This window comes from Petrimonas mucosa, from assembly GCF_900095795.1.
Taxonomy (GTDB): Bacteria; Bacteroidota; Bacteroidia; order Bacteroidales; family Dysgonomonadaceae; genus Petrimonas; species Petrimonas mucosa.
In genome coordinates, this window is record NZ_LT608328.1 from 1248435 (window position 1) to 1268010 (window position 19576).

Consider the following 19576-nt stretch of genomic DNA (forward strand, 5'->3'; position numbering starts at 1 on the left):
GGCAAAGATAGATATTTTTGACAAGCTGAAAAAATGAAAATAGCACTATTTGGAAGCCTTTTTTCCGGATATACTTCGCAGTCTGAGAATCAACTGATAGATGTCTGTCATGCAGTGACGCGACATCCAGCAGCGCTCTACTTGCCCGAAACCCTGTTCTGTTCACTCTCGCGACCAACACAGGACAACATCCGTCCCCTCTGCCTGCTTTTCGACCATCTTCCACCGGTGGATCTGGCACTGAGTGTCGGCGGCGACGGAACTTTCCTGCGTACGGCAGCTGTTGTGGGTGACTCGGGTATACCTGTCCTGGGTATCAATACCGGCAGGTTGGGCTTTTTAGCCGATGTCAATTTCAGCGACCTGGATCAGACACTTTGCGAGATTTTTGCGCAGGAGTATATGATAGAGGAGCGCTCCCTGCTCGAAATATCGGTAGGTGAAATATCGGCAGGTGAGCCCGGTCGGGCCTTGAATGAAGTGGCTATCATGAAACAGGACACCGCATCGATGCTGACCATCCATACCTATATCGATGACGATTTTCTTACCTCATACCAGGCCGATGGGCTGGTCATCGCCACGCCGACCGGATCGACAGCCTATTCGCTCAGTGTCGGGGGACCGATACTTGTCCCCAGTTCACCCAGTATTGTGTTGTCGCCCATTGCTCCACACAACTTGACGTCGAGACCGCTGGTCATCCAGGACGATGCCCGGATCAGGTTGATGATCGATAGCCGTAGCAACACTTTTCTGGTATCGCTCGACGGTCAGTCGCAAGTGTGCCATGTCCGCACCGAGATCGAGGTTCAGAAAGCAGACTTTACGCTTAAGGTGGTCAAGCGAAAGGGGCATACCTTTTACGAGACTCTGCGCGATAAACTGTTGTGGGGTGTAGATGTAAGGAGAAAGTAATACCGGAGGAGAATTTTACTCCTCCGGTTTTGCCTCCTCCTCATACGGAAGCAGTTTGTCCAGCCAGACGATCAGCAGGTAAAAGATGGCCATGAAGACAAAGATGCCTGCTATTCCAATAGCGGCAATCAACAAGGTGTTTTCTATTGTCGTTATCATATGCTTCAGTTTTTAAGCGAATAACGGAACCAGTGTGAGAATTATTCCTCCTGCAACAACCGATCCGATCTGACCGCCTACGTTGGCACTGATGGCCGGCATGAGCAGATAGTTATACGGGTCCTCCTTTTGTCCCATCTGGTGGATAACACGGGCCGACATGGGAAACGCAGAGATACCGCATGCCCCGATCATGGGATTGATCTTGTTACCCTCCTTCCGGAAAAGGTTGAGGAATTTGGCAAAGATCACTCCGCCAAAGGTGTCGAAGATAAAAGCAAATAATCCCAGGGCGATGATCAACAGGGTATCTACCCTGACAAACCGGTCGGAGGTCATGGTGCTGGCAATGGTGATTCCCAGCAGAATGGTGACGAGGCTGGCCAGTTCGTTCTGGGCAGAGAGCGACAATTTGTTCAAGACCCCACATTCGCGGATCAGGTTGCCAAACATCAGGAATCCGATCAAGGCTAGTGATGAGGGTGCAATGATGCCGGCAACGATGGTGACTACGATGGGGAAGGCAATCAGTGCCTTTTTTGAAATCTTCTTGTTGGCATGACCGGTTCCCGTCATCCTGATCAGCCGCTCCTTGCGGGTGGTCAGCAACCGGATCACCGGCGGCTGGATAATGGGCACCAGCGCCATGTATGAGTAGGCTGCTACCGATATGGGACCCAGCAGGTTGGGAGCAAACCGGGAGGCAACCACTATGGAGGTTGGACCGTCTGCAGCACCGATAATGCCGATTGAGGCAGCCTCTCTCAGATCGTAGCCCAGGCAGGAGGCCAGTACCATGGTCATGAAGATACCGAATTGTGCCGCCGCACCGAACAAAAGCAACGAGGGACTTCTGAAGAGTGGCGAGAAATCGATCATCGCCCCGATTGCGATGAAGATGAGCAAGGGGAATATCTCCGTTGCAATCCCAGCGTTGAAGAAAACATTGAGAACACCTTCCACCGCCTCCCCGGTAGCAGGGTCAAGCTGTGTGATGGCAGACGATAGAGGAATATTCACCAAAATAGCCCCGAAACCCATCGGCAGAAGCAGCGTGGGTTCATAATTCTTTGCAATGGCCAGGTAGATGAGGATTAGTCCGATGGCTATCATAACCAGGTCTTGCCATCTCATTCCTGCGATAGCAGGCATCAATTGTTCAAATCCCATAGTTTAAAGATTTTAATGTCAAATATTTTGTAGCAGTAGGTCCATTTTGTACAATAAGGGCATTGCCTTGCGGCAACGCCCTTTTACAGACCACTTGGGTCCGGTGAACGGTATCAATAGAGGAACCCGAGCATGATACCGGCAGCAACGGCTGAGCCGATTACACCGGCAACATTGGGTCCCATAGCATGCATAAGCAGGTAATTGCTGGGATTGTATTCTAGTCCTACCACCTGCGATATCCGTGCTGCATCAGGTACTGCCGATACTCCTGCATTGCCGATAAGCGGATTGATTTTGTTCTCCTTTTTCAGGAAGAGGTTGAAGAACTTGACAAAGAGAATTCCTGCGCAAGTAGCCACCACAAAGGAGAAAGCACCAATTACAAAAATCTTGATCGATTCTGGACGCAGGAAAGTGGTAGCCTGGGTGGAGGCACCTACGGTAAGTCCCAACAAGATGGTGATGGTGTCGATCAGCGGACCACGTGCAGTCTCAGCCAGTCGACGGGTTACACCCGACTCTTTCAACAGGTTGCCAAAGAAGAGCATACCCAGCAGGGGAAGTCCCGAAGGCACCAGGAAAGTGGTCAGTAAAAGACCAATAATGGGAAACAGGATCTTCTCCGTCTGCGAAACCACACGTGGGGCCTTCATCTTGATCATGCGTTCCTTCGATGTTGTCAACCATCTCATGAAGGGGGGCTGGATCACCGGAACCAGTGCCATATAGGAGTATGCCGATATGGCAACTGCACCCAGCAATTGAGGAGCCAGTTTCGATGTGAGGAAGATGGCCGTTGGACCGTCCGCACCACCGATAATACCGATAGAACCTGCCTCATTGGGCGCAAAACCCCAAGCAAGTGCAACGATATAAGCACCGAAGATGCCGAACTGGCAAGCAGCGCCGATCAAGAACAGTTTCGGGTTGGCAATCAATGACGAGAAGTCGGTCATCGCGCCGATACCCATGAAAATAATTGGAGGATACCATCCTTTGACAACACCTTGATATAAAATATTCAGAACCGAACCCTCTTCATAGATTCCGACCTGTAAGCCGGCAGCCTCATTGAAAGGGATGTTCCCGATAAGAATACCAAAACCGATGGGAATTAACAGCAACGGTTCATATTCTTTTGATATGGCCAGATAAATAAAGATTAAGCCAACCAGAATCATGATGATATGACCGGAGCTGGCGTTTGCCATTCCGGTATAGTCCCAGAATGTTTTCAGGTTGTCGCTCAAAGACAAAAGTGTATTCATTTTCTCCTTGTTTATTCTATGGTTACTAATTCGGCTCCCTCAAGTACAGAGTCTCCTTTGTTAACCAAGATCCCTGTGATTTTACCGTTGGCGTTTGCCAGGATGTTGTTCTCCATCTTCATCGCTTCCAGGATCATGATGGTCTGTCCCTTCTTCACCGTATCTCCTACCTGGCACTTGATATCGAGAATAATACCCGGAAGCGGCGACTGTACAGTATTTTTTCCGGTAGTCTCTTTCGGTCTGGTCACAAGCGGAGTAGATGCAGTTTGTGGTGTAGGCGTGGTGATGGCCTGTTTCTTGATTTTTGAAAGCGGTTTGCTCTCCTTCTTCTCCAGTTCAACTCTATACGGTGTGCCGTTCACTTCAAGTTCAACGACTGAACTGTCCGAACTGTTGATAATCACGCGGTAGGGAGCACCGTTGATTTTATAATTAAATTCTTTCATAAGGAATGTTTCTTTCTGAATAAGTGGATTAATGAATTATCTACGGGGATCTTGACGCAAGGTGTAGAGTTTGGAACTCCAGGGTGAGTATTTGCGTTTCACTTCACTGATGGTAAGGATGGTGCTCTCCACATCGTGAACATCCTGGTTCAACTCATAGATTGCTGCAGATATGGCGGCTAATACTTCACCGGTAAGCAGGCTTTCACTTCTTACCGCCGACAGGGTTCCGGTGCTGGCCACCCGTTTGTTGGAGATTCTTTTTGCCGTGTTGCCGATTGCCCTGAATATGAGATAGAGCAGGAGCAATCCCACAAACACCACCAACATGGAGGTCATCGTCATCATAACCCCCCACGGGTCACTTTCACTCAATAGGGTGACTTTGGGGTTCTCTTCCAGAACTGCATTGTTGCTGCTTGGAGTCACCCTTTCAAGCTGGGCTGCCAAATAGTTTCCATCCTTGTCGTATTTGACGCCATCGGTAGGATAGCCATATGTCTTGTCCGTGGGTAATCCGGCCGGGATGACGATCTCGTCGAGCAGTGTCTTGCCGTCGTTCTCGTACAGCGCGATGTAATTATCCTTGGTTGGATCGAGCTTAAAATTGACATGGAATGTTCCGTTGAACGGTTCATTGTCTGCCCAGAACAAAACATGCTGACGGGGCGGGATTTTTGTGAGGACGTCCCCCCTGGGAATCGGATATTTCTTTGGATTGTTGGGGTCGTCGGTAAGAAATCTTCCACCCAGATCCTGAGTCTTATAAGTGTTGTTGAATATCTCGATCCATCCGTTTCGTTGCCCGAAGTCATCCATGTAACCGGTCTGGTTATCCACCATGACTTCATTGATCACCCAGTGTGGATTTTCATCCTTGACGGCGCAACCCACAAGCAGGATCAATGCAGACAAAAACAACAGTTGTTTAAATTTATTCATGCTGTTCTAAATTATAGTGGTAAATTATCGTGTTTTTTGGGAGGATTGATCAACTTCTTGGTCTGTAGTTGCTGCAATGCCCTGATTACACGGAAACGGGTATTTCTCGGTTCAATTACATCGTCGATATAGCCGTAACGGGCAGCCTCATAGGGGTTGGTGAAGAGATCGTTGTACTCCTTCTTCTTCTCTTCCACAACGGCCGCCACTTTTTCGGGATCCTTTTCGGCTGCAATCTCCTTGCTGTAAAGTACCTCTACGGCTCCTTCTGCACCCATTACCGCAATCTCTGCGCTTGGCCATGCGTAGTTGATGTCGCCACGCAGCTGTTTGCAACTCATTACGATGTGTGCTCCTCCGTAAGATTTGCGCAAGGTAACTGTCACTTTCGGCACGGTAGCCTCTCCGTATGCATAAAGCAGTTTTGCGCCATGGGTGATTACGCCGCCATATTCCTGTCCGGTACCGGGAAGAAATCCGGGAACGTCAACCAATGAAACGATGGGGATATTGAAGGCGTCGCAGAAACGTACAAACCGGGCTGCTTTCCGTGATGCATTGATATCGAGAACGCCTGCCAGGAACTTGGGCTGGTTGGCAACAATACCCACCGATTGGCCGTTGAATCGGGCAAACCCTACGATGATGTTCTTTGCATAGTCGGCATGTACTTCGAGGAATTCGCCATGGTCTACAATGGCACCGATCACCTCATACATGTCGTACGGCTTGTTGGCGCTGTCGGGGATAATCTCGTTCAGGCCATCCTCCAGCCGGTCGATCGGATCGGTGTTCTTGACCGTCGGCGGCTCTTCCAGGTTGTTCTGTGGAATGTAGGACAACAGTTTCTGGATGATCTGAATGGCATCCTCTTCGGTTTGAGCGGAGAAATGGGCGACACCCGACTTGGTGGTGTGTACCGAGGCTCCTCCCAATTGTTCCTGGGTAACGTCTTCTCCGGTAACTGTTTTTACTACCTTGGGACCGGTAAGGAACATGTATGAGGTTCCCTGGGTCATGATATTGAAGTCGGTGAGGGCAGGCGAGTAGACGGCACCTCCTGCGCAGGGCCCGAAAATACCGGAAATCTGCGGAATTACACCCGATGCCAGAATGTTGCGTTGAAAAATCTCGGCATATCCGGCCAATGCGTTGATCCCTTCCTGGATACGTGCGCCGCCGGAGTCGTTGATCCCGATCACCGGTGCACCCATTTTCATGGCCTGGTCCATCACCTTGCAGATCTTTTTGGCGTGCATCTCGGACAATGAACCGCCTGAAACGGTGAAATCCTGTGCGAAAACGTATACCAGACGGCCCTGGATGGTACCATATCCTGTAACAACCCCGTCGCCAAGGAATTTGTTTTTTTCCATGCCGAAGTTGTGGCAGCGGTGCTCTACGAACATGTCGAACTCTTCAAAACTTCCTTCGTCAAGAAGCATGGCCAGACGTTCGCGAGCTGTGTATTTACCTTTTAAGTGTTGGGCTTCGATTCTTTTCTCTCCACCACCTAAGCGAGCTTTTTCCCGCAATTGAATAAGCTCTTTAACTTTTTCGAGTTGGATGCTCATAAGATTATTGTTTGTTGTGAATTAAATTTTGTGTTCAGTTGCTGCATCTGCCGCTTTTGTGCAACAGCGGGTTTACCCTTATTCCGGATGTTCGCACAGTTCAGTCAGGACACTGCCGGTGGATTTTGGGTGTAAAAAGGCGATGTTTAATCCTTCTGCGCCGGCACGGGGTTGTGCATCTATCAGGCGTACACCTTTTGCTTCAATCTCCTTAAGGGAATCGCTGAGGTTTTTAGTGGCAAATGCGATGTGATGAATGCCTTCACCTTTTTTTTCGATGAATTTGGCAACAGTGCTCTCTTCACTGGTAGGTTCCAGCAGTTCGATTTTTGTTTGACCGATCATGAAAAAGGCTGTTTTTACCTTTTGGTCTTCAACTGTTTCGATATTGTAGCATTTTAGACCCAAAACTCCCTCGTAATATGGTAGTTGCTCCTCGATGCTTTTAACGGCGATGCCGATGTGTTCGATGTGTGTTAATTCCATATCAATCTATTAAATATTTGTTTTATTTAAGAAATGCAAAGGTAAGGTTTTTAAGTTGTATGATAAAATTTATTTTCACGTTTAGATAGATGAGATCTTGAGAACCTCAAGCAGTTCTGGGCTGATCTCTCGATCCTTTTTAATAGCCCGTTTGAACGGCACATAGTCGATCTCGTTCTCCCGGATACCGATCATTACGTTGCGCTGGTTCTCCAGTAACGCCTGGATGGCAGCGACACCCATCCTGCTTGCCAGGATCCGGTCCTGTGCCGTAGGCGATCCGCCCCGTTGCAGGTGTCCCAATATGGAGACCCGTACATCGTACTGTGGATACTCCTTTTTTACCCTTTCCGCCAGGTTCATGGCTCCGCCGGTCACCTCGCTCTCGGTGACAAGAACCATGCTGCTGCTTTTCGACTTGCGGAACCCTTGATTGATGAGCTCCGCCAACTGATCCTTTTCAATGCTTATCTCCGGTATGATTGCCGCTTCGGCGCCGGAAGCTATTGCACTGTTGAGGGCCAGGTATCCGCAGTTTCGTCCCATTACCTCTACAAAGAAGAGCCGTTCGTGAGAAGTGGCCGTATCGCGGATCTTGTCCATCGACTCCATGATGGTATTCAGGGCGGTGTCGTAACCGATGGTGGTGTCTGTTCCGTTCAGGTCGTTGTCGATAGTACCCGGCAGTCCAACGATCGGAATGTTGTATTCGTTGGCAAATACACCTGCACCAGTCAGTGATCCGTCACCACCGATAACCACAAGTGCATCTATTCCATGACGTTGCATGTTTTCGTAGGCCGTCTTTCTTCCCGCCTCGGTCATGAACTCTTCACAACGGGCAGTTTTCAGTATCGTTCCACCCTTCTGGATGATGTTGCTGACGCTGTTGGTCTTGAATTCCTCTATTTCGTTGCTTATAAGCCCCTTGTAACCTCTGTAGATGCCAAAAACGCGCATGCCGTTAAAAATTGCAGCGCGAGTCACGGCACGGATGGCCGCATTCATGCCCGGTGCATCCCCTCCTGATGTGAGCACACCGATGCTTTTTACATTTGAATCCATATTGAAATTCGTTCGTTTTAAATTGGTTGAACCTGAATACAATCGGCTGCAAAGGTAGTTTTTTTTTAGGAGGCGTACAAAAAAAAGCTGCTTTAAAAAGCAGCTTTTTCAACTTCCGTTTCCGGTATCAATTCCTTTATCTTTTTGGCGACAGCCTCCATCTGCCACATGGGGGTTGAGGTTGCTCCGCAGATGCCGATGCTGATGTCGTCCCGGATCCATTCCGGGTTGATCTGGTCGGGATCATGTATCAGGTAGGAGTTCTCGTTGTGCTTTTTACATTCGGCAAAAAGAACCTTTCCGTTGGAACTCTTTTCTCCTGCGATGAAGATTACCAGATCGTGCTTCTTGGCAAACTCATGCATGTTCGGCACACGATTGGATACCTGGCGACAGATGGTGTCGTAGAACTCAAATGTCGCACCCTCTTTCATGCGCGATTTGATCAGCTCGCCGATCTCCTGGAATCCGTCGAGTGGCTTGGTCGTCTGAGAGAAGAGGCTGATGTCGCGTGAGAAATCGAGTTTCTCGATATCCTCTTTCTTCTCAATTACAATGGCCGTCTCATCTGTCTGTCCCATCAATCCGTTCACTTCGGCATGACCTTTCTTTCCAAAGATCACAATCTGTCCCTCTTCATCCTGTTTGGTGATGAACTTCTTTTTTATGCGTTTCTGCAGCCCAAGGACGACGGGACAGGAAGCATCGATCAGTTCGATGTTGTTCTCTTTCGCTATCTGGTAGGTGCTTGGGGGTTCTCCGTGGGCACGAAGCAGTACACGGACATTCTTGAGTTGCTTAAACTCTTCGTGATTGATGGTGATCAGGCCCATCTTGGCAAGACGTTCCACCTCCACATTATTGTGAACAATATCGCCCAAACAGTATAGCGTACCGCCTTTCTTCAGTTCCTCCTCTGCCTTGCTGATGGCTTTGGCCACACCAAAACAGCACCCGGACTGCTTGTCGATTTCAATTTTACTCATGTTGTGTTGTGATTTTGTTAAACATATCCATTGCCCATTGCAACTGTTCTGTTATCGTGACATTTGAATTGTCCAGTTCAATTGCATCGGGAGCTTTTCGTAGCGGGCTCTCCGAGCGTGTTGTGTCTCTTTCGTCCCGTTCGATGACGTTGGCCAGAGTCTCTTCGTAGGAGACAGGCGTGCCCTTGGCCTGAAGTTCTTCGAAGCGACGTCGAGCCCTCACTTCGGGGGAGGCTGTGAGGAAGATCTTCAATTCGGCATCGGGGAAAACCACGGTGCCGATATCTCTGCCATCCATGACCACTCCCTTCTTTTTCCCCATAGCCTGTTGCTGGCGCACCAGCTCCTTCCGTACAAACCCAAGGGTGCTTACGCGGCTTGCGCCATTTCCAATTTCGAGCGACCGGATCTCCCGCTCGACATTCTCGCCGTTCAGATAGGTCTCCTGTTGCCCTGTGGGAGCTGTCTCAAAGGAGATGACGATTTCTGAAATGTGCTTCTGTAAAGCCGCCTCATCAATTGTTGTATCGGTCATCCAACCATTGCGGTAAGCAAACAGGGCTACCGCCCTGTACATGGCCCCGCTGTCGATATAGGTATAACCCAACTCCTTTGCCAATCCTTTGGCTATAGTACTTTTGCCGCACGATGAGAAGCCATCCACAGCGATATTTATTTTTTTCATCCCTGTCGAAAAAACAATTGCTGACCTTGTAAACAACTACACAGTCGGAATGTTTTCGCAATTGCAAGGTTTTTCTTTAATCTTCGTCGGCCAGAAAGTTCGGATAGAGGTAATTTGTAGGTGGAACAAACGTCTCCTTGATGGTCTGCGGCGATACCCAGCGGAGCAGATTGAACAGTGAACCTGCCTTGTCGTTGGTGCCCGATGCACGGCCACCGCCGAACGGCTGCTGGTCTACAACGGCTCCGGTGGGCTTGTCGTTGATGTAGAAGTTGCCGGCAGTATGGGTGAGCCGGGTTGTCAACTTCTCGATATTGCTCCTGTTGCTGGAGAAGATCGCTCCAGTAAGCGCATAGTCGGTGGTCGTGTCGAGAATATCGAGCGTCTCGTCCAGCTTCTCCGGTTCGTAGAGATAAACGGTGAGTATGGGGCCAAACAGCTCTTCCCTCATCGTGACGTAGTCTGGCTTTTTGGCCAGGATAACGGTCGGCTCAATGAAATAACCTTTAGACTTGTCGCATTTTCCACCCATGATCACTTCGGCATCGGGCGACTGTTGTGCCTCGGCAATCTTGCCTGCCAGTTTATCAAACGACTCCTCGTCGATAACCGCGTTGATAAAATTGGTGAAATCTTCCGGTACGCCCATTTTTATCGACTGCAGATCCGCTTCCATATAACTGCGTACCTCCTCCCAGATGGTTGTGGGGATATAGGCCCGGGAAGCGGCAGAACATTTCTGTCCCTGGTATTCGAACGCTCCACGCGTAAGGGCGGTGGCCACCTCCTTGGGGTTGGCAGTTGCGTCGGCAAAAACATAATCCTTCCCTCCCGTTTCACCTACAATACGGGGATAAGACCTATATTTCTCCATATTCCCGGCGATGGTTTTCCACATCCCGTTGAATACAGCAGTAGAGCCGGTGAAATGGAGACCGGCAAATTCCCGATGATTGAAGATCACGTCGGCAGCTTCCTTGCCACCTGTGTAGACCAGGTTGATCACACCGTCGGGCAGTCCCGCCTCTTTCAACACTTGCATGATGAGGTGAGCCGAATAGACCGCCGTTTTCGACGGCTTCCAGACTACGGTGTTGCCCATCAGTGCGGGGGCTCCACCCAGGTTGCCGGCTATGGAGGTAAAGTTGAAGGGGGTGAGTGCGAAGACAAATCCCTCCAGCGGTCGCCAAACCGTACGGTTCCATGTTCCTGGAGCCGAATTGGGCTGCATGCCGTAGAGTTCATACATATTGCGTACGTTGAACCGGTAAAAGTCGACCAGTTCGCAAACGGCATCGATCTCCGATTGGAATGCATTTTTAGACTGGCCGATCATGGTGACGGCATTGAAATCGTACCGGTAGGGACCGGCAATCAGTTCGGCCGCCTTTAGGAAAATTGCCGCACGGCTTTCCCAATGCATCGCTTCCCAGGCAGGTTTTGCCTTGAGTGCGGCCTCGATAGCCATTTGTACGTGGGTTTTGTCGCCCTGATGATAATGTCCCAACAGGCGTTGATGGTCGTGCGGAGGGCGGATATCGGATAGATTTCCCGTCCGGATCTCTTTCCCGTCGATGATCATCGGGATCTCCAAACCTCCTCTATTCAGTTCAGAGAGTTTCTGCTTCAATGCTTCTCGTTCAGGTGATCCCGGTGCATAGCTTTTTACGGGTTCGTTCTTGATTTCGGGCAATTTGTAGACTCCTTTTGGCATAATGCGTACAATTTTTGTGCGGTTAATTATTGTTGTCACAAATCTACAAAAAAAGGTGGATAAGTGGGTTTTGTAGATGGATAAATTGTAAAAAATATAGCAAGCAGCTCTTGTGCAGGATCTCTAATGGTTGTTTGAGAAAGTTTTGGGAAATATTTTTTAACATTTTTGGAGCAGCGTTTCTATTATTTTTTCATCTATAATCTGTATTATTGTAACTTGGTTTTGGTTATGAGTGGGATGAGAAGGAATACCATTGTAATGTTGTTCGGGCTTCTGATGGCCATATTGTCGGCTCTGCCCGGCTGTTCGCGCGTCGATGAGCTGGGGTTGGAGAGCTCGCTTTACCGGCAATCGCCTTACGGTAAGTGGAAACTGCAGGGGTATGGAAGCAAGGGAAGTCAGCTGAAACAGTTGGCCTTGGGCAAAAATCCGAATGCCTTCACGCTGACTCTGCATGCCGACGGCACTTTTAACGGTATCTCCTCGGTCAACGAGATCAGGGGAACCTACAGTTGCGACCTGAAGCACCACAACATCAGTTTTTCACAGATCGATACCGAGAACAACCGCAGGGCGAGTGAAACCAGGGAGGGCAATCTCTATCTGGACCGGCTGGTGAAGGTGTATAAGTATGAATATAAGGCTTCTGCGGATCAACTCTATCTCTATTACTCCAATACCGAATACCTGCTCTTCCTGAAGTTGCCCGACAAGTGAAGCGCCCTGGCCGGCCAGCGACTTCCCTCCAGACATATTTTTCGGTCAAAAAATGGGGCCGGCTGGAATCAGATTGGTAAAAACTGTTTATTTTTGTTCCTGAAATCTAAATACTCAACAGAATATATGCCGTTGACACATCATCTTATCGATTTTGACAATTCAGAAATAGCCTTCCGGAACAGATCGAATGCCGAATTGAGACGGGCCCATCTGCTGTTTAAGGTAATGAACAATGCCGGTCTGGTAAAGACGGGAAAACAACTGGTCAACCTCGCCTTTGCCATCCGTTTCCCGATCAGTGGAATTTTACGAATAACCATTTACCGGCAATTTGTGGGTGGAATGTCGATTGACGACTGTGCTGCCACCATTGAAAAACTGGCTGCGCGTAACGTGGGGACAATCCTCGATTTTGCAGTTGAGGGGGAAGAGCGTGATGATCTGTTTGACGCCACCTGCGCCGAAGTGATCCGGACGGTGGAGTTTGCCCACAACAACCGGAACGTGCCCTTCAGTGCATTCAAGATTACCGGTGTCGGCCGGTTCGATCTGCTTGCAAAGGTGAGTGAGAAGGCCGAGCTTACTGAGGATGAATCGGCAGAATACAAGAGGATTTACGACCGTGTGGAATCTATCTTCAGACGGGGTTACGAACTGGGGGTTCCGGTGCTTATCGACGCGGAGCATACCTGGATCCAGCCTGTGCTGGACAATCTGGTGCTGGAGATGATGGAGCGATATAACCGGGAGGCGGCCATTGTGCAGAACACCTACCAGATGTACCGTCACGATGCTATTCACCGGTTGAAGGAGCATCACCGGATTGCACTCGAGAAGGGGGTGAAGTTCGGGTTGAAGATTGTGCGCGGGGCCTATATGGAAATCGAGCGAGCACGAGCCGCCGAGATGGGTTATCCCTCCCCCATCCAGCCAGACAAGCCGGCTACGGACAGGGATTTCAATGAGGCGATCCGTTACTTCGTGGAAAATGTCGATACAATCCACTTTATGGTGGCTACCCATAACGAGGAGAGCTCGAACCTGCTTGCACAGTTGATCGATGAACGGGGCTTGCCCCACAACCATCCGCACATCTATTTCTCGCAACTTTACGGTATGAGCGATCACATCACTTTTAACCTGGCCGAGAAGGGTTACAACGTGGTAAAGTATGTGCCGTACGGGGAGGTGAAGACCATGATGCCCTATCTTTTCCGCCGGGCAGAAGAGAATAGTTCGGTCAAGGGCCAGTCGAGTCGTGAGTTGAAGCTTATCGAAAAGGAGGTTGAGCGAAGGAGGGGTAAATAGGGACCGGTACGATCCTTCCTATTTCAACAGTATGATCAGTACCGATCCGGTGACCATGATGGCAGATCCAATAATCTTCCTGCCGATTGATTTTTCGCGGAAAAAAGTGTATCCGAACAGAATGGTTACGATGGCCGAAAGCTGGAATAGCGACAAGGCATATCCCACCGGCATATGATCGAATGTGTAGTTGGTGGTGAGTTGCATCATTCCTATACATCCGGCCAACAGGAGAAATTTGCCCGTCCGGCCCGATTTTGTTGCCCTGACGAGCTCCGATTTAAGGTTCAGCTTGCCGGAAAAAAGCACGAGAAAGGAGAAGATTGCGCCAAACAGGCACCAGCTCATAAAGGCCACCGCGGCCGATGATACCGCGATTACCTTTTTAATGAAGACCGCCTCGACGGCGGTAAGGAGCATTGCCCATATCCTGAACTGTATCTCGGGGCGGTTCAACAATTTCCATGAGAATCTCGCCTCGGTTGTATCCAGGACGAAGTAGCTGCCGTAAATGATCAATGCAATTCCCAGGATACCCCAGCCATTGGGGATCTCCGAGAGAAGGAAGATGCCGAAAATAATCCCGACAACCGATTTGTATGAGTTGATGGGTCCCAATACCGAGAGGTCGCCCAGTTGAAGTGCCTTTACCAGCAATCCGTTGCCCAGCGCACCAGCGATTCCGCCAAGGATCGAGTAGAGCCAGAAATCGCTGTCGGGTGAGGGGATCTCTGTAAAGAACAGCGAAATGCCGCAGGCCACAGATAGCAGGAAATAGGTCAGAAAGTTGACAACCAGCGGATGGTTTCCCCGTGATGCCAGTTGTTTCTGGAAAACATTGGCAAGCGGGTTGGAGAGTATCCTCAAACCTACCGCTATGGTCACTGAAACGGTTTCGCCCATCCGGTCTACAGCTCCAGTAACTCTTTCTCTCCGCTGCTCTTTCCGAAGAGCATATCTGTGGGATTTTCAAGTAACTGTTTTACCCTGACCAGGAAGCCAACCGATTCGCGCCCGTCGATCATTCGGTGGTCGTACGACAGCGCCACATACATCATTGGCCGTACAACTATCTCTCCGTCAATCACCACCGGCCGGTCCATGATATTATGCATCCCCAGGATGGCAGACTGCGGGGGATTGATGATCGGCGTAGACATCATCGATCCGAAAACACCTCCGTTGGTTATTGTAAATGTTCCACCGGTCATTTCGGGAATGGCGAGTTTCCCTTTGCGTGCCTTGTCGGCTACTGCGGCGACAGCCTTTTCAATCTCGGCCAGCCCCATGCTCTCCACATTCCGGATTACGGGGACCAACAGACCCTTGGGAGTACTTACAGCTACCGAGATATCGGCATAGTCATAACTGGTTATGTTTTCTCCCTCCATCGTCGAGTTTACGCTCGGAAATTCCTGCAGCGCAATGGCACAGGCCTTCATGAAGAACGACATCATGCCCAGTTTGATTCCGTGTCTTTCGACGAACTTGTCCTGGTATTTTTTCCGCAGATCCATGATCGGCTTCATGTTTACCTCGTTGAAGGTGGTCAGCATGGCCGTCTCGTTCTTTACAGCAACCAGGCGCTCACTCAACTTCCGGCGCAGTGAACTCATCCTGCTGGTTTTGGATTCCCGACTTGCCGGCTTTTTCAGTCCGCTTACGGGAGCTACACCGCTAGCCGATAGCACCGCCTCTACATCCGAACGTTTCAGCCGGCGCAGCCCGTTTATCACATCCTCCACCGACAGGTCATTCTCTTCCATTACCCGTTTGGCCAAGGGAGTAACCTTTACGTTTTCATATTCGCCGGTTGCAGGTTTTTCCCCTTTTTCGGGCTGTTTGGGCGTTGCCGGTCCGGCTGCTGCCGGTTGTTCCGGCCTGATGGCTTCCGGTGAAGCAGGCTTCCCGCTTTTCGGTTCCGGCTCTGCCGTTTCGGGTTGAACGGCGGTGTCGATGGTGCAAGCCAGGGAACCTACCTCCAGGCTATCGCCCTCTTTAGCTTTCAGCGATACCTTTCCCGATTCTTCAGCAACCAGGGTCAATGTTGCCTTTTCAGACTCCAACTCTGCAATTTCACTGTTTTTAGTGACGACAGCGCCGTCAGCAACCAGCCATTTGTAGAGTTCGACATGTGTGATCGACTCACCGGGACTGGGAACCCTTATCTCTATTATTGCCATGATGAATTACGATTTATGCTATTTCATTGCTTCCGTTATGATCTCTGCCTGATGTATCTTGTGGAGAGCTGTCAGCCCTTCCGCGGTAACACCGCTTGGGGGGCGGCTGATGATTTCCAGTTTACAGTCGCCCATCCACTGTTTAACAAACAATGCGGCTCCCATGTTCAACGGTTCTTCCTGAACCCAAACAAGCTTTGCATCTTTCCTGTATCCTTTCAAAATCTTCTTGAGCTGCTTTTCGGGGAAGGGGTAGAGCTGTTCGATGCGGATGACGGCGATATGACCGGCACCGGCCTTCCTGCGGGCGGCCTCCAGTTCGTAGTATATCTTTCCCGTACATAGCAGCACCTTGGAGACTTTAGACGGGTCCGCCTTGTCGTCGCCAATCACCTCCCTGAAATGACCTTCGGTGAAATCGGCAAGGGTTGAGGTACATTCGGGGTGACGCAGCAGACTCTTTGGCGTGAAGAGAATCAGCGGAACCCGGATGTCGCGGTGCAGCTGCCTGCGGATGACATGGAAATGGTTGGCCGGGGTGGTGGGGTTCACCACCTGCAGGTTGAGGTTGGCACACTGGGTGAGAAACCGTTCCATCCTGCCACTCGAATGTTCTGCTCCCTGGCCTTCATAGCCGTGAGGCAGGAACATCACCAGACCCGATTTGACGCCCCATTTCTCGTGTGCAGCCGAGATATACTGGTCGACAATTACCTGACCCACGTTGAAGAAGTCGCCGAACTGCGCCTCCCAGATGGTTAGCCCGAACGGGTTAGCGAGTGAATAGCCATACTCAAAACCCAGCACGCCATACTCGTTAAGAGGTGAGTTGTAAACACGTACGGTAGCATGTTCGCCTCCCAGGTTCTTCAGCGGGAAATATTTCTCTTCCCCGTCTTCGGTGATGATCTCCGCGTGCCGGTGTGAAAATGTGCCCCGTTCGGAATCTTGTCCACTCAGCCTGACCGGATAATTCTCCTTGGCCAGTGATGCGTAAGCCATCAACTCACCCATGGCCCAGTCGTAGGCATCGGTTTTGATCATGTCGGCCCTTTGAGAGAAAAGTTTGATGGTCTTGTTGTAGAACCGTTTCCCTTCGGGCAACGTGGTAATCCGTCGTGCCAGATCGAGGAACATCTCTTTGGAGATGGCTGTGTTGCAAACTGTTTCGAAATCTTCCGGCAGTGGCGACCGGATCTCCCGGTACTGTTCCTTGAGGAAGGAGTGGATGTTCAACTTTCTGCTTTGGTTAGCTTTTGCATAGGCCTGATCCAACACATCCTGAAACCCTTTCAACCGGGTTTCATACTCCTGCCGGGTGAGCACCCCTTCGTCGATCAGTCTCTCCGCATAGATGTCGCGAGGATTTTTATGCTTGGCGATGATTTCGTACAGCTTGGGCTGCGTGAAACGGGGTTCGTCCCCCTCGTTGTGCCCATATTTCCGGTACGATAGTAGATCGATAAAGACATCGATATTGAATTTCTGCCTGAACTCCAGTGCCAGTTTGGCTACAAAGACCATCGCCTCCACATCGTCACCATTTACGTGAAATACGGGCGACTGCGTCACCTTGGCAATATCGGTACAATAGGTGCTGGAGCGAGCCTGTAGATAGTTGGTGGTGAACCCGACCTGGTTGTTGATCACGATGTGAATGGTTCCGCCCGTTTTGTATCCGTCCAGCTTTGAAAACTGGATTGTTTCGTAAACGACTCCCTGTCCGGCAATGGCGGCATCGCCATGGATCAGGATGGGCAACACCTGGTTGTACTGGTAATCGTGTGCCAGTTCCAACCGGGCCTTGGCGATCCCTTCCACCACGGGTCCCACTGCCTCCAGATGGGAAGGATTGGGCGACAGGTTCACCGAAATTTTCCGTCCCTCATGGTCGATGGTATTGTTGTACCCCAGGTGATATTTAACGTCGCCATAGAGGTTCTCCTCTTCGTAGTTCTCTGCCGTGAACTCCCGGAATACCTGATAGTAGGGTTTCTTCATTATGTTGGTCAGCACGTTGAGCCTACCCCGGTGTGCCATTCCGATAACGATCTCGTTTACATCGTAGTCGCCTCCCAGCGTGAGGATCGCATCGAGCGCGGGGATTATCGCTTCCGATCCCTCCAGGGAGAACCGTTTCTGTCCTACATATTTCCTGTGCATGTAATCCTCAAATCCTGAGGCTTCAACCAACCGGTCGAGGATATGCAGTTTCTGCTCTCCCGAAAGAGGCTCCTGATTGCGGCACCCCTCCATCTTCTGTTGCAGCCACTGTACGATCTCCGGTTTGGTCATGTAGCGATATTCCACCCCGATCGACTTGCAGTAGGTCTCGTTCAGGTGTTCAACAATTTCCCTCAGGGTTGCCCTGCCTATCCCGATCTCCTTTCCGGCCTCGAACTCTGTATCCAGGTCCTCTTCGGAAAGGTTGAAGTTTTGAAGGTCGAGGGTAGGGGTGTATGACCTCCGCGTACGGACCGGATTGGTCTTGGTGAACAGATGTCCCCTGCGCCGGTAGGCGGTGATCAGGTTCATCACGGCAATCTCCTTGGCCGGAACTCCAGCACCACCCTCCGTTTTCCGGGGTTTAGTCGGGAAGTGCTTGATAGCCAGGTCGAATCCCTGAAAGAAAAAGCGAAAACTCTCGTCCACATTTTCCGGATTCTCCTTATACTGCTTATACAATGCCTCTATGGCTCCTATATCCATAAAATTTATCTTATTTCCGGTATCCATCGGTATGTTGTAATCGTTAATCTATTCAAACTGTTAAGATGATGATTTTGTTCACTTTTTTGCAATATATTTATAGGATTATAGTCCGATATGTGATAATAAAAGGGACGGAGCAGGCCCCGTCCCTTTCTATACTGTCATATATGACCTGTTCGTTACCTATTTGATCTCCCAGATATGGGCAGAACTCATCAGAAAATCGGTAAACGATTGTTTGCCGGTTTTCCTTTGCACTTCGGCAATCTGCTCCTCGTAATCGCTATCATAGGATGGCGAATCCACCGAACGGATAACGCCCAGCGCAACCGGCAGGTCGTTGTCGTAACCCATCAGACTGAGCTTGATGTGCAGTGTATTGTCGGGTGTAGTGGCGTCGTGAACCAGAACATCGTCGATCGTGTAACCCTCTTCACCGAGGGTTACTGCTTTCAGGTTCCAGCCATCCAGGACAATACCCCGGTCGTTCTCCTTTCCGAAGAGCATCTTCTCGCCATGTCTCAGCATCACCGTCTTTTCGGCTTTCCATGCACGATCGGCAATCTTGTCGTGGATACCATTATTGAAGATGATGCAGTTCTGCAACACTTCCACCACCGATGCTCCTTTATGTTTAGCTGCAGCGACCATGATCTCGGTGGTGTTCTTCATGTCCACGTCGATAGCCCTGGCAAAAAAGGTTCCTCTGGCACCGAAACAGAGTTCCGACGGACGGAAGGGATCCTCGATAGTTCCGTACGGTGATGATTTGGAGATAAATCCGCGATCGGAAGTGGGGGAGTATTGACCTTTGGTAAGCCCGTAAATCTTGTTGTTGAACAGGATAATATTGATGTCGACATTCCTCCTTACGGCATGGATAAAGTGATTGCCGCCGATGGCCAGTGAGTCGCCGTCGCCAGTCGTCACCCATACGTTCAGGTTGGGGTTGGCCACCTTCACGCCGGTGGCTATGGCAGCTGCCCGGCCGTGAATGCCGTGAAATCCGTAGGTATTCATGTAATAGGGCAGGCGTGACGAACAGCCAATTCCTGAAACCACTACCGTTTCATGGGGATGGATATTCAGTTCCGCCATGGCTTTATGCACGCAGCTTAAAATGGCAAAGTCCCCGCAACCGGGACACCAGCGTACGTTTACATCACTTTTATAATCCTTCTGGACATATTTGGTTTCGATCTTATCTGCTGTTGCTGTTTCCATATATCTC

The 19576-nt window shown here is 50.2% G+C and carries 18 protein-coding genes; 3 read left to right on the plus strand and 15 right to left on the minus strand.

Going from position 1 to position 19576, the window contains the following annotated elements; all coding sequences use genetic code 11:
• The first annotated feature begins 33 nt into the window (after nucleotides 1-33).
• The gene (locus ING2E5A_RS04950) at nucleotides 34-918 is read left to right on the plus strand and encodes an NAD kinase (RefSeq protein WP_071136448.1); all 885 of its coding nucleotides are present in this window, start codon (nucleotides 34-36) and stop codon (nucleotides 916-918) included.
• A gap of 15 nt (nucleotides 919-933) precedes the next feature.
• Here the strand turns inward: ING2E5A_RS04950 and ING2E5A_RS15500 are convergent, their stop codons facing one another.
• The 11 genes from ING2E5A_RS15500 to pruA all read right to left on the minus strand — a co-directional run bounded on the left by ING2E5A_RS15500 (nucleotide 934) and on the right by pruA (nucleotide 11419).
• On the minus strand, nucleotides 934-1077 hold the full coding sequence (locus ING2E5A_RS15500; protein WP_173652379.1) for an OadG-related small transporter subunit: 144 nt from the start codon (nucleotides 1075-1077) through the stop codon (nucleotides 934-936).
• Nucleotides 1078-1089: 12 nt separating this feature from the next.
• Nucleotides 1090-2247 (minus strand): sodium ion-translocating decarboxylase subunit beta, encoded by a 1158-nt coding sequence (locus ING2E5A_RS04955; RefSeq protein WP_071136449.1) that lies wholly within the window; start codon nucleotides 2245-2247, stop codon nucleotides 1090-1092.
• 113 nt (nucleotides 2248-2360) lie between these two features.
• On the minus strand, nucleotides 2361-3518 hold the full coding sequence (locus tag ING2E5A_RS04960; protein ID WP_071136450.1) for a sodium ion-translocating decarboxylase subunit beta: 1158 nt from the start codon (nucleotides 3516-3518) through the stop codon (nucleotides 2361-2363).
• A gap of 11 nt (nucleotides 3519-3529) precedes the next feature.
• Nucleotides 3530-3967, minus strand: coding sequence for an acetyl-CoA carboxylase biotin carboxyl carrier protein (locus tag ING2E5A_RS04965; RefSeq protein WP_071136451.1), 438 nt, complete (start codon nucleotides 3965-3967; stop codon nucleotides 3530-3532).
• 36 nt (nucleotides 3968-4003) lie between these two features.
• Nucleotides 4004-4909, minus strand: coding sequence for a lamin tail domain-containing protein (locus tag ING2E5A_RS04970; protein WP_071136452.1), 906 nt, complete (start codon nucleotides 4907-4909; stop codon nucleotides 4004-4006).
• 11 nt (nucleotides 4910-4920) lie between these two features.
• A complete protein-coding gene (locus ING2E5A_RS04975) occupies nucleotides 4921-6483 on the minus strand; it encodes an acyl-CoA carboxylase subunit beta (protein WP_071136453.1) in 1563 nt (520 codons plus the stop codon).
• A 78-nt stretch (nucleotides 6484-6561) separates the two neighbouring features.
• Nucleotides 6562-6969 (minus strand): methylmalonyl-CoA epimerase, encoded by a 408-nt coding sequence (mce, locus tag ING2E5A_RS04980; protein WP_071136454.1) that lies wholly within the window; start codon nucleotides 6967-6969, stop codon nucleotides 6562-6564.
• 81 nt (nucleotides 6970-7050) lie between these two features.
• Nucleotides 7051-8034 carry a 6-phosphofructokinase gene (gene pfkA, locus ING2E5A_RS04985; RefSeq protein WP_071136455.1) on the minus strand — a complete coding sequence of 328 codons (984 nt, stop codon included), beginning with the start codon at nucleotides 8032-8034 and terminating at the stop codon, nucleotides 7051-7053.
• A 92-nt stretch (nucleotides 8035-8126) separates the two neighbouring features.
• Nucleotides 8127-9020: a 4-hydroxy-3-methylbut-2-enyl diphosphate reductase gene (locus ING2E5A_RS04990; protein WP_071136456.1), complete on the minus strand. Its 894-nt coding sequence runs from the start codon at nucleotides 9018-9020 to the stop codon at nucleotides 8127-8129.
• A complete protein-coding gene (gene cmk / locus ING2E5A_RS04995; RefSeq protein WP_071136457.1) occupies nucleotides 9013-9705 on the minus strand; it encodes a (d)CMP kinase in 693 nt (230 codons plus the stop codon). The genes ING2E5A_RS04990 and cmk overlap by 8 nt, the downstream gene beginning before the upstream one ends.
• Before the next feature lie 76 nt (nucleotides 9706-9781).
• Nucleotides 9782-11419, minus strand: a complete 1638-nt coding sequence (gene pruA / locus ING2E5A_RS05000) for an L-glutamate gamma-semialdehyde dehydrogenase (protein WP_071136458.1) — start codon at nucleotides 11417-11419, stop codon at nucleotides 9782-9784.
• 231 nt (nucleotides 11420-11650) lie between these two features.
• Between pruA and ING2E5A_RS05005 the strand changes: the two genes are divergently transcribed.
• Nucleotides 11651-12139: an META domain-containing protein gene (locus ING2E5A_RS05005; protein ID WP_143102481.1), complete on the plus strand. Its 489-nt coding sequence runs from the start codon at nucleotides 11651-11653 to the stop codon at nucleotides 12137-12139.
• Between the two features lie 126 nt (nucleotides 12140-12265).
• The gene (locus ING2E5A_RS05010) at nucleotides 12266-13450 is read left to right on the plus strand and encodes a proline dehydrogenase family protein (protein ID WP_071136460.1); all 1185 of its coding nucleotides are present in this window, start codon (nucleotides 12266-12268) and stop codon (nucleotides 13448-13450) included.
• 18 nt (nucleotides 13451-13468) lie between these two features.
• Here ING2E5A_RS05010 and ING2E5A_RS05015 read toward each other — a convergent pair whose 3' ends face one another.
• From ING2E5A_RS05015 to ING2E5A_RS05030, 4 genes are all read right to left on the minus strand, one after another.
• A complete protein-coding gene (locus ING2E5A_RS05015; protein ID WP_071136461.1) occupies nucleotides 13469-14353 on the minus strand; it encodes an EamA family transporter in 885 nt (294 codons plus the stop codon).
• Nucleotides 14354-14358: 5 nt separating this feature from the next.
• The gene (odhB, locus tag ING2E5A_RS05020) at nucleotides 14359-15633 is read right to left on the minus strand and encodes a 2-oxoglutarate dehydrogenase complex dihydrolipoyllysine-residue succinyltransferase (RefSeq protein ID WP_071136462.1); all 1275 of its coding nucleotides are present in this window, start codon (nucleotides 15631-15633) and stop codon (nucleotides 14359-14361) included.
• Nucleotides 15634-15651: 18 nt separating this feature from the next.
• Nucleotides 15652-18342 (minus strand): 2-oxoglutarate dehydrogenase E1 component, encoded by a 2691-nt coding sequence (locus ING2E5A_RS05025; protein ID WP_231960446.1) that lies wholly within the window; start codon nucleotides 18340-18342, stop codon nucleotides 15652-15654.
• Nucleotides 18343-18528: 186 nt separating this feature from the next.
• Nucleotides 18529-19569, minus strand: coding sequence for a 2-oxoacid:ferredoxin oxidoreductase subunit beta (locus ING2E5A_RS05030; RefSeq protein WP_071136464.1), 1041 nt, complete (start codon nucleotides 19567-19569; stop codon nucleotides 18529-18531).
• Nucleotides 19570-19576 lie beyond the last annotated feature (7 nt).

Bases quoted from the DNA above. Each gene is read 5' to 3' on its own strand.
- ING2E5A_RS04955 (WP_071136449.1), bottom strand. From the start codon at position 2,247: ATGGGATTTGAACAATTGATGCCTGCTATCGCAGGAATGAGATGGCAA.
- ING2E5A_RS04965 (WP_071136451.1), bottom strand. From the start codon at position 3,967: ATGAAAGAATTTAATTATAAAATCAACGGTGCTCCCTACCGCGTGATT.
- mce (WP_071136454.1), bottom strand. From the start codon at position 6,969: ATGGAATTAACACACATCGAACACATCGGCATCGCCGTTAAAAGCATC.
- ING2E5A_RS04990 (WP_071136456.1), bottom strand. From the start codon at position 9,020: ATGAGTAAAATTGAAATCGACAAGCAGTCCGGGTGCTGTTTTGGTGTG.
- ING2E5A_RS15500 (WP_173652379.1), bottom strand. From the start codon at position 1,077: ATGATAACGACAATAGAAAACACCTTGTTGATTGCCGCTATTGGAATA.
- odhB (WP_071136462.1), bottom strand. From the start codon at position 15,633: ATGGCAATAATAGAGATAAGGGTTCCCAGTCCCGGTGAGTCGATCACA.
- cmk (WP_071136457.1), bottom strand. From the start codon at position 9,705: ATGAAAAAAATAAATATCGCTGTGGATGGCTTCTCATCGTGCGGCAAA.
- ING2E5A_RS04960 (WP_071136450.1), bottom strand. From the start codon at position 3,518: ATGAATACACTTTTGTCTTTGAGCGACAACCTGAAAACATTCTGGGAC.
- ING2E5A_RS04975 (WP_071136453.1), bottom strand. From the start codon at position 6,483: ATGAGCATCCAACTCGAAAAAGTTAAAGAGCTTATTCAATTGCGGGAA.
- ING2E5A_RS04950 (WP_071136448.1), top strand. From the start codon at position 34: ATGAAAATAGCACTATTTGGAAGCCTTTTTTCCGGATATACTTCGCAG.
- pruA (WP_071136458.1), bottom strand. From the start codon at position 11,419: ATGCCAAAAGGAGTCTACAAATTGCCCGAAATCAAGAACGAACCCGTA.
- pfkA (WP_071136455.1), bottom strand. From the start codon at position 8,034: ATGGATTCAAATGTAAAAAGCATCGGTGTGCTCACATCAGGAGGGGAT.
- ING2E5A_RS05010 (WP_071136460.1), top strand. From the start codon at position 12,266: ATGCCGTTGACACATCATCTTATCGATTTTGACAATTCAGAAATAGCC.
- ING2E5A_RS05005 (WP_143102481.1), top strand. From the start codon at position 11,651: ATGAGTGGGATGAGAAGGAATACCATTGTAATGTTGTTCGGGCTTCTG.
- ING2E5A_RS05015 (WP_071136461.1), bottom strand. From the start codon at position 14,353: ATGGGCGAAACCGTTTCAGTGACCATAGCGGTAGGTTTGAGGATACTC.
- ING2E5A_RS04970 (WP_071136452.1), bottom strand. From the start codon at position 4,909: ATGAATAAATTTAAACAACTGTTGTTTTTGTCTGCATTGATCCTGCTT.
- ING2E5A_RS05025 (WP_231960446.1), bottom strand. From the start codon at position 18,342: ATGGATATAGGAGCCATAGAGGCATTGTATAAGCAGTATAAGGAGAAT.
- ING2E5A_RS05030 (WP_071136464.1), bottom strand. From the start codon at position 19,569: ATGGAAACAGCAACAGCAGATAAGATCGAAACCAAATATGTCCAGAAG.